We start from the raw sequence: 14,858 nt of genomic DNA, 5'->3' as shown, positions 1-14,858 counted from the left end.
GAACACGGAAGTTAAGCTCTCTAGCGCCGATGGTAGTTGGGACCTTGTCCCTGTGAGAGTAGGACGTCGCCAAGCAACTAAAAACACAAGTCTTTTGACTTGTGTTTTTTTATTTCCCATGAAATAGGTTCGGTTCTGTTAGTAAAAAATTCGAAATATAGTAAGGAATTTTTTGAGCAGAAATAGTAAGAAATTGATAAATAAATGGGTAATCTTCAGAGCCATAGCTTCCAAGTAAATCATACCACCAATCTGTTTCGTATCTAGAAATCATACTTAAATTGTAGAGCAATAAATAATGAACGAGAAGTTCAGGCAATACGGGTGTAGGATTTCTAGGGTCAGTTGTGAGTGGTAAGTAATAAGTATCAGCGAGATATTCGTAGTATAAAGGCGTACTATATATAGGATTCCACGATTGGATAGGAGCTGTAAAAAGTAAATTGGATGCGCTCGTTTTCCCGGGGACATGTTGCACGGATAAGTGCTTACAAATTGATTCAATATAACGTGAAAATCTTTCTGAAGTCATATGAAGTCGATCTAGTATATTGACTGAAAAGGAAAGTTCATTTGCATTTGTTGAATCAATTTTATATAAAGTGGAACCTCGCTGACTATAGCGAAATAAATTTTGTAATTCAGGAATATTCCCCATTAAATCCAACATGTTAAACTTCTCTGATTCTAAGTGTTTCATGTGAAACAGCTGTTCTGCAACATGAGTAAATAGTCCATTTTTTTGTACCTTTACCTCATCTTCTAAAAATTGATATCCCTGTTTTTTCCGCTTACGAGTCGTAACGCCATGAGCTAAAACAGTAGTGGATTCAGGATAGTTTGGATCAATAGTTAATAAGCATGCTTTAAAAAGTTGGCTCATTCCATAAAACAATAACATTGGCTGAATCGAAAAGGGAGCTACCTTATATAATTCGTAATAATTTTTCCCGTGTTCTAAATAATAAATAAAAGGATAACAATTTTCAAAACCTTTTTTTTCGGCATTTTGTATTGAGGATTTTTCATAACAACGGGCAAGATAACGTTGTACATTTTGAGATGAAAAGAAGAAACTTAGTTGCTGCCAAGTACAATGTGTTTGATGCATATATTACGCTCCTTTTATTGTCTAAAAATTCTAACATATATATACGTCCTTGACAGTATTTTAACCAATTGATAAGCTACTAATAATAATTTCTGGTATCATGGGGGGAACAATTATGTGGGAATCTAAATTTGTTAAAGAAGGTTTGACTTTTGATGACGTATTACTTGTACCAGCAAAGTCAGATGTACTACCAAGAGAAGTAAGTGTTAAAACAGTTTTATCTGAAAGCTTACAGTTAAACATCCCGTTAATTAGTGCAGGAATGGATACAGTAACAGAAGCGGATATGGCTATTGCAATGGCTCGTCAAGGCGGTTTAGGAATTATTCATAAAAATATGTCTATTGAACAACAAGCCGAGCAGGTTGATAAAGTAAAACGTTCTGAAAGTGGTGTTATTTCAGATCCTTTCTTTTTAACTCCAGAACATCAAGTGTATGATGCAGAGCACCTTATGGGGAAATATCGTATCTCAGGTGTACCGGTTGTAAATAATTTAGACGAGCGAAAATTAGTTGGTATTATTACAAACCGTGATATGCGTTTTATCCAAGACTACTCAATCAAAATTTCCGACGTAATGACAAAAGAACAGCTAATTACAGCTCCAGTTGGTACAACGCTAGATGAGGCTGAAAAGATCCTACAAAAGTATAAAATTGAAAAACTCCCTCTTGTTGATAACAACGGTGTATTACAAGGGCTTATTACAATAAAAGATATTGAAAAAGTAATTGAATTCCCAAATTCTGCGAAAGATAAGCAAGGGCGCTTATTAGTTGGAGCAGCAGTTGGTGTAACGGCTGATGCTATGACTCGCATTGACGCATTAGTAAAAGCTAGCGTAGATGCAATCGTACTTGATACAGCCCATGGACATTCTCAAGGCGTTATTGATAAAGTAAAAGAAGTTCGTGCAAAGTATCCATCATTAAATATTATCGCTGGAAATGTTGCTACTGCTGAAGCAACAAGAGCATTAATCGAAGCAGGGGCAAACGTAGTTAAAGTTGGTATTGGACCAGGCTCTATCTGTACAACACGTGTTGTAGCTGGGGTTGGTGTACCACAATTAACAGCAGTTTATGATTGTGCAACAGAAGCTCGTAAACACGGTATCCCAGTTATCGCTGACGGTGGTATTAAGTACTCTGGTGATATGGTTAAAGCTTTAGCAGCAGGAGCACATGTTGTTATGCTAGGTAGTATGTTTGCTGGTGTTGCTGAAAGTCCTGGTGAAACTGAAATTTATCAAGGTCGCCAATTTAAAGTATATCGTGGTATGGGTTCTGTCGGAGCGATGGAAAAAGGAAGTAAAGATCGTTATTTCCAAGAAGGAAATAAAAAACTTGTTCCAGAAGGTATTGAAGGACGAGTACCATATAAAGGACCTTTAGCAGATACGGTTCATCAATTAGTTGGTGGATTACGTGCAGGTATGGGATATTGCGGAGCACAAGATTTAGAATTCTTACGTGAGAATGCACAATTTGTTCGTATGTCAGGTGCTGGTTTACTTGAAAGTCATCCTCATCATGTACAAATTACAAAAGAGGCTCCAAACTACTCATTATAATGTCTTATATATAAATAGACGGAGATTTTATATCTCTGTCTATTTTTTTTTGATTATGTTAGAATAACGGTTATGTGAGTACATAGATATTGGGGGTAGCAAAAGTGAAAGGTATGTTTTGCAAAAGATTCATTGCACTAGTAACAATGCTTACACTAGCTTGTAGTATGTTGTTACCATATAGCAATGCATCAGCTGAAACAGGAGCTGCTTTAAATATTGAAGCAGGTGCGGCAATTTTAGTTGAAGCGAATTCTGGAAAAATTGTATATCAAAAGAATGCTGATGAATTATTATCCATTGCTAGTATGACGAAGATGATGAGCGAGTATTTAGTTCACGAAGCAGTGGATAAAGGAAAGCTTAAGTGGGATCAGAAAATTAAGGTTTCTGAATATGCGTATAAGGTTTCACAGGATGCTTCATTATCAAATGTGGCATTAGAAAATGGTGGCTCTTATACAGTAAAAGAGTTATACGAGGCAATGGCAATCTTCTCTGCAAATGGTGCAACGATTGCATTAGCAGAAGCAATTGCAGGTAAAGAAGTAGATTTCGTAAAAATGATGAATGATAAATCGAAAGAATTAGGGTTGAAAAATTATAAATTTGTCAATTCTACAGGTTTAACGAATAAAGATTTAAAGGGAATGCATCCAGAAGGAACAACAGCGGATGAAGAAAATAAAATGTCTGCAAAGGATGTTGCAACTTTAGCACAACATTTAATTAAAGATTATCCAAAAGTGTTAGATACAGCAAAAATCCCGAAAAAAGAATTCCGTCCAGAAAAAGAGAAGTTTGCAATGTCGAACTGGAACTGGATGTTAAAGGGCTTAGTTAAAGAATATGATGGCGTAGATGGCCTAAAAACAGGCTCAACTCCAGAAGCGGGAGATTGCTTCACTGGTACGGTTGAAAGAAACGGTATGCGTTTTATTTCTGTAGTGATTAAAACAAGTTCTCATACAGCACGTTTTGATGAAACAAAGAAGCTATATGATTATGGATTTGCTAACTTTGAAATGAAACAAATGTATAAAAAAGGTTCTTCAGTAAAAGGACAAGAAACAGTACGAGTAGAAAATGCGAAAGACAAAGATGTAGCAGTTCAAACGAAACAAGCCATTTCACTTCCAGTACCAAAAGGAAGTAAAGATGTTTATAAAACAGAATTAAAAGAATCAAGTAAGGGACAAGAGGCACCTATTAAAAAGGGAGCTGCGCTTGGTCAAATGGTAATTACGCCAAAAGATACAAACGATCCTGGGTTTTTAACTGGTAAGTCGTTACAAGTGGATCTTGTAACAACAGCTGAAGTAGAAGAAGCAAACTGGTTTACTCGTGCTATGCGCGGAATTGGTTCTTTCTTTAGTGGTATATGGAATAGTGCTGTTGATACAGTAAAAGGTTGGTTTTAAAAGCTCCTCATTGTAGGGGCTTTTCTTTATTCCTATTTTTCATACCGACTTTATGAAAAAGTAGTAGACAAGCATCTGATAGTTAGTGGTAGAATGTAAGAGTATTCTTAATTTTCGCCTTTAACGGGGAAAAGCAATTCACCTAGGGGGGTTTTTGTAACATGACAAATGTAACAGGGACAGAACGTGTAAAACGTGGAATGGCAGAAATGCAAAAAGGCGGCGTTATTATGGACGTAATTAACGCTGAACAAGCAAAAATTGCAGAAGAGGCAGGCGCAGTTGCCGTTATGGCATTAGAGCGTGTACCAGCAGATATTCGTGCAGCAGGTGGCGTTTCTCGTATGGCAGACCCAACAATTGTTGAAGAAGTTATGGGTGCAGTGTCAATTCCGGTTATGGCAAAATGCCGTATCGGTCACCTTGTAGAAGCACGTGTATTAGAATCATTAGGGGTAGACTATATCGATGAGAGTGAAGTATTAACTCCTGCCGATGAAGTATACCATTTAAATAAACGTGATTACACAGTTCCATTTGTATGTGGTTGCCGTGATATCGGAGAAGCTGCACGTCGTATTGCAGAAGGTGCATCTATGCTTCGTACAAAAGGCGAACCAGGAACAGGAAACATTGTAGAGGCAGTGCGTCATATGCGTCAAGTCAATGCAGAAATCCGTCAAGTTGCAAGTCTACGTGAAGATGAGTTAATGACATATGCAAAAAATACTGGTGCTCCTTATGAAGTACTACTTGAAATTAAACGCCTTGGTCGTTTGCCGGTTGTAAACTTTGCAGCAGGTGGTGTAGCAACACCAGCAGATGCAGCGTTAATGATGCAACTTGGTGCGGATGGTGTATTTGTTGGATCTGGTATCTTTAAATCAGAGAATCCAGCGAAATTTGCACGTGCAATCGTTGAAGCGACAACTCATTATGAGGATTACGAGTTAATTGCAAGCCTTTCTAAAGGATTAGGTAATGCGATGAAAGGTATTGAAATTTCAACGTTACTACCAGAGCAACGCATGCAAGAGCGTGGATGGTAATTGAAGGAGAACTTTAAAATGGTGAAAATCGGTGTACTAGGTCTTCAAGGTGCAGTTCGTGAACATGTAAAATCAGTTGAAGCAAGTGGTGCAGAAGCTGTTGTTGTAAAGCGTATAGAACAACTTGAAGAGATTGATGGTCTTATTTTACCAGGCGGTGAAAGTACAACTATGCGCCGTCTTATTGATAAGTATGCTTTCATGGAACCACTTCGTACATTTGCGAAATCTGGTAAACCAATGTTTGGTACATGTGCAGGAATGATTCTTCTCGCAAAAACACTTATTGGCTATGACGAAGCACATATTGGTGCTATGGATATTACAGTTGAGCGCAATGCGTTTGGACGTCAAAAAGATAGCTTTGAAGCTGCACTTTCTATTAAAGGTGTGGGAGAAGATTTTGTTGGCGTATTTATTCGTGCGCCGTATGTTGTAAATGTAGCGGATAATGTTGAGGTACTTTCTACACATGGTGATCGAATGGTAGCGGTAAGGCAAGGGCCGTTTTTAGCTGCTTCTTTCCATCCGGAATTAACGGATGACCATCGTGTAACAGCATACTTTGTAGAAATGGTAAAAGAAGCGAAAATGAAAAAAGTTGTATAAGTAACTTGCAACTTGTATAAGATTATAGTAAATTGATGGTAACAATTTTATAAAATAAGCGTGTTGATAGGAAGTAGTAACAAATGTCGTTTCTTATAGAGAGTCGATGGTTGGTGGAAATCGATAGAAACAGTTTGTGAATCCATCCTGGAATGGAATGTGGAATATCTTTATGATTAGTAAACATTCCCGGTGAAGAGCCGTTATTTCTACTTGAGAGGAAAGCGGTAATGCTTTCAACTAGGGTGGCAACGCGGGTTAACTCCCGTCCCTTTATATAGGGACGGGAGTTTTTTGTGTTTTATAAAATAAAAGGAGGAGTATATAATGCTTGATATTAAATTTTTACGTACAAATTTTGAAGAAGTAAAAGCTAAGTTACAGCATAGAGGCGAAGATTTAACTGATTTTGGTCGCTTTGAAGAATTAGATACGAGAAGAAGAGAACTACTTGTTCAAACAGAGGAACTAAAAAGTAAACGTAACGAAGTATCTCAACAAATCTCTGTATTGAAGCGCGAAAAGAAAGATGCAGAAGCTTTAATTTTAGAAATGCGTGAAGTTGGAGAAAAAGTAAAAGATCTTGATAACGAACTTCGTACAGTTGAAGAAGATCTAGAAAGATTGATGCTATCTATTCCAAATATTCCGCACGAATCTGCTCCAGTTGGTGAAACAGAGGATGATAATGTAGTAGCTCGCACTTGGGGAGAAGTGAAGGAATTTGCTTTTGAACCAAAACCACATTGGGATCTTGCTACAGATTTAGGAATTCTAGATTTTGAACGTGCTGGAAAAGTAACAGGAAGCCGCTTCGTATTCTACAAAGGTGCTGGCGCAAGATTAGAGCGTGCTTTAATTAGCTTTATGCTTGATCTTCATACTGATGAGCATGGATATGAAGAAGTATTACCTCCGTATATGGTAAACCGTGCAAGCATGACAGGGACAGGACAACTTCCGAAGTTTGAAGAAGATGCATTCCGTATTGAAAGTGAAGACTACTTCTTAATTCCAACAGCTGAAGTACCTGTAACAAATATGCACCGTGATGAGATCTTAAATAAAGAACAATTGCCTATAAGATATGCTGCGTTTAGCTCTTGTTTCCGTTCTGAAGCAGGTTCAGCTGGCCGTGATACACGTGGTTTAATTCGTCAGCACCAGTTCAATAAAGTAGAGCTTGTGAAGTTCGTAAAACCAGAAGATTCTTATGAAGAGTTAGAAAAACTAACAAATGATGCAGAACGCGTGTTACAATTATTAGAGTTGCCATATCGCGTTATGAGCATGTGCACAGGCGATTTAGGATTTACAGCAGCGAAGAAATACGATATCGAAGTATGGATTCCAAGCTATGGCACATATCGTGAAATCTCTTCTTGTAGTAATTTCGAGGCTTTCCAAGCGAGACGTGCAAATATCCGTTTCCGTCGTGAGCCAAACGGCAAACCAGAACATGTTCATACATTAAATGGATCTGGTCTTGCAATTGGACGTACGGTGGCAGCTATTTTAGAGAACTACCAACAAGAAGATGGTACAATTATAATTCCAGAAGTTCTTCGCCCTTATATGGGAGGAAAAACAGTTATTAAGTAAATTTATAAACATTCATCGGTATGAGTGATTGGTAATTATGAGCGTTGTCAGTACTATGATGTAGGAGAGGAAAAGTAAAATTTTCCTTTCCTCATAATTTATTTTAGTAGGGTTGACTAACTGTTTTTCTTTTGATATTATATTTGATGTCAATATGGAGGTATACCCAAGTCTGGCTGAAGGGATCGGTCTTGAAAACCGACAGGCGGCGAGAGTCGCGCGGGGGTTCGAATCCCTCTACCTCCTCCAGATATAATTGACAACAGCGCATATAAGTGGAGATTGGAGAACTCGTTACCACACGTAACGAGTTTTTATTTTAAAACCAATCATAAAGTATGGTGTAAGGCGATTTTGTCCTTATTACACACTCATATTCCGATGATTATCTTCATAGATATGAAAGGAGTCAACATGGATCTTATTATACAAACGTTTCCTTTAGATGGAAAAACTTTATATTATGTACAATGTCCTGTCTGTAAGAACAATAGAATTTTAAACAGTGGTGCAAATGTATCACGCATTATTAGCGATGATACATTCCGTAAACTTTGTGGTTGCACTTGTGATGTAAAGCAAACTACAACAAAAGTAGAGGCACCAAAAAAAGTTAAAAAAGAAGCTGTAAAGAAAGAAGCAGCTCCAAAACGTACAGGTAAAGTATTAACAGCAGTAATTAACGGGAAAGAAATGACTGTTAAAGAGATTGCTGAGGCGTACGATATTAGTACAAGTACTGTTCGTCAGCGTATTAACGCTGGAAAACCTGAGAGTGAAATTATTGCTCCAACAAAGAAAAAGTAATTTAATAGAAAAACCCGTGCATATGCACGGGTTTTTTATTTTACAAGTTTACGTGTTTGTTTTAAAAAATGACCGATTTTTTTAATGATTGGTTCAATGGAATCGCCATCTTTTAAAATATCGTATTCATTAATGTTTAATCGTAAAACAGGGCATGAATTAAAGTTGTTAATCCAGTTTTCATAACGCCCATGCATCTCTTTCCAATACTCGATTGGTGTCTGCTGTTCCATCGGACGTCCACGTTCTTGGATACGATCAACAATATCATCGAAAGAACCTTCTAAGTAAATTAATAAATCTGGATGTGGGAAGTAAGGAGTCATGACCATAGCGTCAAATAAACCTTTATATGTTTCATAATCAGTTTCTGTCATTGTACCTTTTTCGTGATGCATTTTTGCAAAAATGCCAGTGTCTTCATAGATAGAGCGATCTTGAACAAAACCGCCACCGTATTCAAAAATTCTTTTTTGTTCTTTAAATCGTTCTGCTAAAAAATACACTTGTAAGTGAAAGCTCCAGCGTGTGAAATCAGCATAGAACTTGTCCAAATACGGATTAGAATCTACCTTTTCAAATGATGTGCGATACCCTAAAGCGTTAGCCAATGCAGTTGTCATAGTGGATTTACCGACACCTACTGTTCCAGCGATAGTGATTACTGCGTCATTTGGTATATCATATTTTTGCCTTAAATTCATTATTATTTCGACTCCTTTAAGAGAGTATTTTGAAGGGCAGATAGGATGACGTTTAAATCATCAGGATTTTTTACAAAATCCATATCGTCTCCGTTAAATTTCAATACTGGGATATCTGGATGGTCCTTTTTAAAAGCATCCATTGCTGTTTCATAATCTTTTGTGAGCTGTAGTAAGTAATTTGGATCCATATTTTTTTCGAATTCTCTTCCGCGCATGGCGATTCGCCTTTGTAATGTTTCTAAGCTAGCTGTTAAATAAACGATAACATTTGGAACTGGCATATCTTGTGTAAGGATACGATAGATTTGCATGTACTTGTCGTATTGAGAATCTTTTAATGTACGGGATGCAAAAATTACATTTTTGAATATATGATAATCCGCTACTACTGGCTTCCTTTGATTCAAATACTTTATGTTAATATCTTCTAATTGTTTGTATCTATTACAAAGAAAGAACATCTCTGTTTGAAAACTCCATTCGTCGATGTCTTCATAGAACTTTCCTAAAAAGGGGTTTTCATCAACAATCTCTTTCAGTAAGTGGAGTTGCATGTGAGTTGAAATTTCCTTCGCAAGTGAAGTTTTTCCAACACCGATTGGTCCTTCAACCGTGATAAATGGTACTCCGGTCACGCTGTTTCCTCCTTTCAATCAGTGATTTACCGTGACTACTAAAAACACAAAAACAGAATTATTGTAGCACAAGAGGGAAGCGAGCGGGTTAATTTGATATAAAAAGTTGGAAAATAGATATATGTATTAATTAAATTTTATTTGAAACGACGGTACTATATTTGCTTTTAATGTGGCTTCCATTATTTTTAAAGCATGCAGGTTATCCTGATCATCATTAGATGCAATACAGTCCTGTGGTACATACAATGTATAATTCCTCATATGAGCATCGTTAGCTGTAAAGAGGATACATATATTCCCGGCGACACCTGTTAATATTAGATTTTCTATTTTTAAATAGCCTAATAAAGAATTTAAAGGTGTTTCATAAAAAGCAGAGTAATGTGGTTTAATAAAAATGTAATCATCAGCATTTGGAGCGATCTTATGAATGATATTTTTACTATACTCATTTGTACAATGAGTAATCAATTGGTCAATATCAGACCTCCAAAGTTGATAATGGTCATTAATATAAATGATGGGGCAACCGAAGGATTTCATTGTTCTCTTTAATTGTAAAATAGGATTGGTTATAATTTCGCATTTTTTGGCTAGGATAGGCCCGTGTGAAAATTGAAAGTCATTAATCATATCGATAATGAGTAAGGCAGTATTCTTCATATGTAATCCCCTCTCTTTTTTCTTAGGGTGGATTGAATTTATAAAAGTTATCCCATGTGTAGTAAATGGAAATAAGTGTACTTTATTTGTAATGAAAGGACTATGTTATGGAACGTGATCAAGATATTTATTTTATGCAGTTAGCAATAGAAGAGGCTAAAAAAGCAGAGGCAATACAAGAAGTACCGATTGGGGCAGTTATAGTGTTGGATGGTGAAGTAATTAGTGTTGCTCATAATTTAAGGGAGACTGAGCAAAGATCGATAGCTCACGCTGAGTTGTTAGCTATTGATGAGGCGTGCAAAAAATTAGGGACATGGCGTTTAGAAGATGCGACGTTATATGTAACATTAGAGCCTTGTCCGATGTGTGCGGGTGGAATTGTTTTATCACGAGTAAAGCGAGTTGTATATGGTGCGAGTGATCCGAAAGGTGGATGTGCAGGGACATTGATGAATCTGTTAACGGATGAACGCTTTAATCATCAATGTGAAGTAGTAGCTGGTGTATTAGAAGAAGAATGCGGTACGCTGTTAACGAACTTTTTTAGAGCGCTTCGTAAAAAAAGAAAAGCGATTAAGAAATTAGAGAAAAGTAAAGAGAATTAACGTATTTGCATTTTATAAAAAAACAAGTTATACTGATAGTGCCTTTAATGAAGGCAACCGAATATTGGTTTTAACTTTGCCGTGCTAAGCGGGGAGGTAGCGGTGCCCTATACTCGCAATCCGCTCTAGCGAGGCCGAATCCCTTCTCGAGGTTATGTTGCTGTAAGGCCTGCCTTAAGTAAGTGGTGTTGACGTTTGGGTCCTGCGCAACGGGACCCCGTGAACCTTGTCAGGTCCGGAAGGAAGCAGCAATAAGCGGGTCTTCTCGTGTGCCGCAGGAGTGCCTGAACCGAGCTAACTGCTTAAGTAACGCTTATGGTACGTAATCGACAGAAGGTGCACGGCAGTTATATATGTATACAAAACTCACCTTAATACTAAGGTGGGTTTTTTGTATAGAAAATAACTTTTGGAATCTATAAACAGAATGGGTTATAATAAATGAGATAATAACCTTTGAGGGAGGCCGTATTTTCGTGTCATACCAAGCGTTATACCGAACATGGAGACCGCAAAAGTTTGAAGATGTAGTCGGTCAAAAGCACGTGACAAAAACGTTGCAAAATGCCCTTCTTCAAGAGAAAGTTTCACATGCTTATTTATTTTCTGGGCCGAGGGGAACAGGAAAAACGACAATTGCAAAAGTGTTTGCAAAAGCAATTAACTGTGAACATGCTCCGGTAGCTGAACCTTGTAATGAATGTCCTTCTTGTTTGGGGATTACACAAGGATCTATTTCAGATGTATTAGAAATTGATGCGGCTTCAAATAACGGTGTAGATGAAATTCGAGATATTAGAGATAAAGTAAAATATGCTCCAAGTGCTGTAGAATATAAAGTATACATTATTGATGAAGTTCACATGCTTTCCATGGGTGCCTTCAATGCGCTTTTAAAAACGTTAGAAGAACCGCCAGGACATGTTATCTTTATTTTGGCGACAACAGAACCGCATAAGATACCGCCTACAATTATTTCGCGTTGCCAACGTTTCGAATTTCGAAAGATATCAGTAAATGATATTGTTGAGAGATTATCGACAGTTGTGAACAATGAAGGTACGCAAGTAGAAGATGAGGCATTACAAATTGTTGCACGTGCCGCTGAAGGTGGTATGCGTGATGCGCTCAGTCTTATTGATCAGGCAATATCTTATAGTGATGAAACAGTTACAACAGAAGATGTATTAGCTGTAACAGGGTCTGTTTCTCAGCAATACTTAGGCAACTTAGTAGAATGTATACGTGAAAATGATGTATCAAGAGCATTACGTATCATAGATGAGATGATGGGTAAAGGGAAAGATCCAGTTCGCTTTATGGAGGATTTCATTTACTATTATCGTGATATGCTTTTATATCAAACTTCACCACAATTGGAACATATGTTGGAACGAGTAATGGTTGATGAGCAATTCCGGACGTTGAGTGAAGAAATGCAGCCGGAAGTAATCTATGAGATCATTCATACTCTTAGTAAAGCACAACAGGAAATGAAGTGGACAAATCATCCGCGAATTTTCTTAGAAGTTGTTATGGTACAACTGTGTCAACAGTTTATGATGCAAGCAAATGGTGCAGATCGTTTACAAGCAATTATGAACAGGATGCAGCAATTAGAGAAAGAGTTAGAACAAGTCAAAAAGAATGGTGTGCCGGCCGGTGTGCAGCAGGAAGTCAGAGAGACGCGTGCAGCACCAAAGCCAGTACGGACAGGAAGTATGAAGATACCTGTCGGACGCGTAAATGAAGTATTAAAGCAAGCGAAGCGTCAAGATTTAGAACAATTAAAAGCTGTATGGGGAGAGTTGTTAGGAAGACTCAAAGCATACAACAAAGTAGCGTTTGCTGTTTTATTAGAAAATAGTGAACCGGTAGCGGCTTCAGATGATACTTACGTTTTAGCGTTCCAATATGAGATTCACTGTAAAATGGCAAGCGAAAATCGAGAGGCTATGGATACAGTGGAACAAACTTTATTTGAATTGCTAAGTAAAAGATTAAATATGATTGCCATTCCAAAAAGTGAATGGGGTAAAATCCGTGAAGATTTTTTACAGCGTGAAGGTGGAAGTTCTGAAGAAAGCCCAGAGAAAAAAGAAGATCCTCTCATAGAAGAGGCTGTAAAATTAGTAGGGCAAGAACTCATTGAAATAAAAGAGTAATAATAATTAGGAGGAATTAATTATGATGCGTGGCGGAATGGGAAATATGAATAACATGATGAAACAAATGCAAAAGATGCAAAAGGAAATGGCAAAGGCGCAAGAAGAACTTGGCGAAAAAACAGTTGAAGGTACAGCTGGCGGCGGTATGATCACAGTTATTGCAAATGGTCATAAGCAAATTCTTGAAGTAAAAGTGAAAGAAGAAGTTGTAGATCCAGAAGATATCGAAATGTTACAAGACTTAGTGTTAGCTGCAACAAACGATGCACTTAAGAAAGCTGATGAACTTTCAAACTCTACAATGGGTAAATTTACAAAAGGCTTAAACTTACCGGGTGGAATGTTCTAGGAGGATATTGATATATGCATTATCCAGAACCAATATCAAAACTAATTGATAGTTTTATGAAATTGCCAGGAATCGGACCGAAAACAGCGGTTCGATTGGCGTTTTTCGTATTAGATATGAAAGAAGATGATGTGTTAGGTTTTGCAAAAGCACTTGTAAATGCGAAGCGAGACTTAGCATATTGTTCTGTGTGCGGGCATATTACTGACCGTGATCCTTGTTATATTTGTAACGATTCACATCGAGATCAATCAGTTGTTTGTGTCGTGCAAGAACCGAAAGATGTAATCGCGATGGAAAAGATGAAAGAGTATCAAGGTGTATATCATGTGTTACGTGGTGCTATCTCTCCAATGGAGGGAATTGGACCAGAAGACATTAATATCCCGCAACTTCTAAAGCGACTACACGATGAAACAGTACAAGAAGTAATATTAGCAACAAATCCTAATATTGAAGGGGAAGCTACAGCGATGTATATATCCCGCCTCTTAAAGCCGACAGGTATTAAAGTAACTCGTATTGCACACGGTCTGCCAGTTGGTGGAGATTTAGAATATGCAGATGAAGTGACACTGTCGAAAGCGTTAGAAGGTCGTAGAGAAGTATAAGAGGAGAAACAAAAATGTTCTTTCAAAAAAAGGGTAAATTGCGTAAAGAGTATGATGATAAGCTAATTGTACTATTAGAAAAGGTGAAGAATGAATGGTTACGTCAAAAGAGAATGGTTGAACAAAGTGTTGAACCATCTCAAGATGTACTTTGTTCTTTGAAAATAGCAGAGGCGAAATATTTCTTCTTGCTAAAAGAAGCGAAACGTCGTCCTGTAAAGATGGAGCAATGGTAAAAGGTTCTGCTGAAAAAGCAGAGCCTTTTTATTTTATTCGTTTGGAAAGATCGATTAATAGTTTTTGTGAAGAACGTGTAGCCGAATTAAGGTGAATAAGATGAAACGACTGGAGTTATATAATAAACGTTCTTTTTTATCGTCTTGTCCCATACAAATAAATGTGTATAGGTCATTCATAAGGAGGAAAAAATGAATTCTACAATTATTATTGTTGGTATTCTTGCGTTAGTTTTTATTTTCCTTGTTTTTGGTGTTTCTTCTAAGCCGTTGCGTTTTATAGGAAAAGCGCTCTTTCATGTTACTTTGGGAGTAGCATTACTTTTTATCGTAAATGTTGTAGGAACGTATTTTGATTTTCATATCCCAATTAACTTGGGCACCGCAACAATTACAAGTTTATTAGGCCTACCCGGTGTTGCTGCATTAGTGGTTATTAAACTTTATATCATGCCAAAATAAATTTATTTTGGCATTTTTTTTAAAAGTGTTGACTTGTGAATGATTAATATGGTAAATTAATAAGCGTCGTCAGGAACGAAAGAAAAAAGTTGTTGACAGGTTTAACGCAAAATGTTAAATTATAAAGGTCGCTGAAACGCGATGTTGAACTTTGAAAACTAAACGAAACAAACAACGTGAAACGTCAATTTTTATTTTAGATGCTAGACAAACTAACTTTATTGGAGAGTTTGATCCT

At 37.2% G+C, this 14,858-nt stretch carries 16 protein-coding genes, 1 tRNA gene, 1 other RNA gene and 1 other annotated feature; of the genes, 14 read left to right on the top strand and 4 right to left on the bottom strand.

Translation table 11 applies throughout. The features are described 5' to 3' along the window. Window positions 1–109: 109 nt before the first annotated feature. On the bottom strand, window positions 110–1,111 hold the full coding sequence (locus tag ACTFSI_RS27550) for a YaaC family protein (protein WP_000554269.1): 1,002 nt from the start codon (window positions 1,109–1,111) through the stop codon (window positions 110–112). A gap of 115 nt (window positions 1,112–1,226) precedes the next feature. Here ACTFSI_RS27550 and guaB point away from each other — a divergent pair, with 115 nt between their 5' ends. The 7 genes from guaB to ACTFSI_RS27515 all read left to right on the top strand — a co-directional run bounded on the left by guaB (window position 1,227) and on the right by ACTFSI_RS27515 (window position 8,178). Continuing rightward, complete coding sequence (gene guaB, locus ACTFSI_RS27545) at window positions 1,227–2,690, top strand: IMP dehydrogenase (RefSeq protein ID WP_000264079.1); 1,464 nt, start codon at window positions 1,227–1,229, stop codon at window positions 2,688–2,690. 113 nt (window positions 2,691–2,803) lie between these two features. Further along, complete coding sequence (dacA, locus tag ACTFSI_RS27540; protein WP_012644137.1) at window positions 2,804–4,111, top strand: D-alanyl-D-alanine carboxypeptidase DacA; 1,308 nt, start codon at window positions 2,804–2,806, stop codon at window positions 4,109–4,111. 161 nt (window positions 4,112–4,272) lie between these two features. Beyond that, window positions 4,273–5,160 (top strand): pyridoxal 5'-phosphate synthase lyase subunit PdxS, encoded by an 888-nt coding sequence (pdxS, locus tag ACTFSI_RS27535; RefSeq protein WP_000186156.1) that lies wholly within the window; start codon window positions 4,273–4,275, stop codon window positions 5,158–5,160. An 18-nt stretch (window positions 5,161–5,178) separates the two neighbouring features. Further along, window positions 5,179–5,769 carry a pyridoxal 5'-phosphate synthase glutaminase subunit PdxT gene (pdxT, locus tag ACTFSI_RS27530; protein ID WP_000238781.1) on the top strand — a complete coding sequence of 197 codons (591 nt, stop codon included), beginning with the start codon at window positions 5,179–5,181 and terminating at the stop codon, window positions 5,767–5,769. Between the two features lie 54 nt (window positions 5,770–5,823). Beyond that, window positions 5,824–6,045 (top strand) — a binding site (T-box leader). Between the two features lie 51 nt (window positions 6,046–6,096). Next, a complete protein-coding gene (gene serS, locus ACTFSI_RS27525; RefSeq protein ID WP_000884181.1) occupies window positions 6,097–7,371 on the top strand; it encodes a serine--tRNA ligase in 1,275 nt (424 codons plus the stop codon). Between the two features lie 156 nt (window positions 7,372–7,527). After that, window positions 7,528–7,620 (top strand) — tRNA-Ser (locus ACTFSI_RS27520). Between the two features lie 165 nt (window positions 7,621–7,785). Beyond that, window positions 7,786–8,178, top strand: coding sequence for a DUF3797 domain-containing protein (locus ACTFSI_RS27515; RefSeq protein ID WP_440045786.1), 393 nt, complete (start codon window positions 7,786–7,788; stop codon window positions 8,176–8,178). Window positions 8,179–8,213: 35 nt separating this feature from the next. Here ACTFSI_RS27515 and ACTFSI_RS27510 read toward each other — a convergent pair whose 3' ends face one another. From ACTFSI_RS27510 to ACTFSI_RS27500, 3 genes are all read right to left on the bottom strand, one after another. Further along, window positions 8,214–8,882 (bottom strand): deoxynucleoside kinase, encoded by a 669-nt coding sequence (locus tag ACTFSI_RS27510; protein ID WP_001053585.1) that lies wholly within the window; start codon window positions 8,880–8,882, stop codon window positions 8,214–8,216. A gap of 2 nt (window positions 8,883–8,884) precedes the next feature. Beyond that, window positions 8,885–9,520, bottom strand: coding sequence for a deoxynucleoside kinase (locus ACTFSI_RS27505; protein WP_000148227.1), 636 nt, complete (start codon window positions 9,518–9,520; stop codon window positions 8,885–8,887). Between the two features lie 126 nt (window positions 9,521–9,646). After that, complete coding sequence (locus tag ACTFSI_RS27500; protein ID WP_000798716.1) at window positions 9,647–10,186, bottom strand: isochorismatase family cysteine hydrolase; 540 nt, start codon at window positions 10,184–10,186, stop codon at window positions 9,647–9,649. A 107-nt stretch (window positions 10,187–10,293) separates the two neighbouring features. Between ACTFSI_RS27500 and tadA the strand changes: the two genes are divergently transcribed. From tadA to ACTFSI_RS27465, 7 genes are all read left to right on the top strand, one after another. Further along, window positions 10,294–10,794 carry a tRNA adenosine(34) deaminase TadA gene (gene tadA, locus ACTFSI_RS27495; protein ID WP_000439009.1) on the top strand — a complete coding sequence of 167 codons (501 nt, stop codon included), beginning with the start codon at window positions 10,294–10,296 and terminating at the stop codon, window positions 10,792–10,794. A 79-nt stretch (window positions 10,795–10,873) separates the two neighbouring features. Beyond that, an RNA gene (gene ffs, locus ACTFSI_RS27490) (signal recognition particle sRNA large type) lies at window positions 10,874–11,138 on the top strand. Window positions 11,139–11,270: 132 nt separating this feature from the next. Beyond that, window positions 11,271–12,959 (top strand): DNA polymerase III subunit gamma/tau, encoded by a 1,689-nt coding sequence (dnaX, locus tag ACTFSI_RS27485; RefSeq protein ID WP_000121557.1) that lies wholly within the window; start codon window positions 11,271–11,273, stop codon window positions 12,957–12,959. Between the two features lie 25 nt (window positions 12,960–12,984). Next, window positions 12,985–13,311 (top strand): YbaB/EbfC family nucleoid-associated protein, encoded by a 327-nt coding sequence (locus ACTFSI_RS27480; protein WP_001996460.1) that lies wholly within the window; start codon window positions 12,985–12,987, stop codon window positions 13,309–13,311. 14 nt (window positions 13,312–13,325) lie between these two features. Then, complete coding sequence (recR, locus tag ACTFSI_RS27475) at window positions 13,326–13,922, top strand: recombination protein RecR (RefSeq protein WP_000559169.1); 597 nt, start codon at window positions 13,326–13,328, stop codon at window positions 13,920–13,922. Window positions 13,923–13,936: 14 nt separating this feature from the next. Beyond that, on the top strand, window positions 13,937–14,158 hold the full coding sequence (locus ACTFSI_RS27470) for a YaaL family protein (protein WP_000466020.1): 222 nt from the start codon (window positions 13,937–13,939) through the stop codon (window positions 14,156–14,158). Window positions 14,159–14,350: 192 nt separating this feature from the next. Continuing rightward, on the top strand, window positions 14,351–14,620 hold the full coding sequence (locus tag ACTFSI_RS27465; RefSeq protein WP_001089262.1) for a pro-sigmaK processing inhibitor BofA family protein: 270 nt from the start codon (window positions 14,351–14,353) through the stop codon (window positions 14,618–14,620). Window positions 14,621–14,858 lie beyond the last annotated feature (238 nt).

The organism is Bacillus cereus group sp. MYBK101-2 (assembly GCF_051918845.1).
GTDB classification, from domain to species: Bacteria; Bacillota; Bacilli; order Bacillales; family Bacillaceae_G; genus Bacillus_A; species Bacillus_A paranthracis.
The sequence above is the reverse complement of the archived record's forward strand: the minus strand, read 5'-3'. Positions and strand labels throughout refer to the sequence as shown.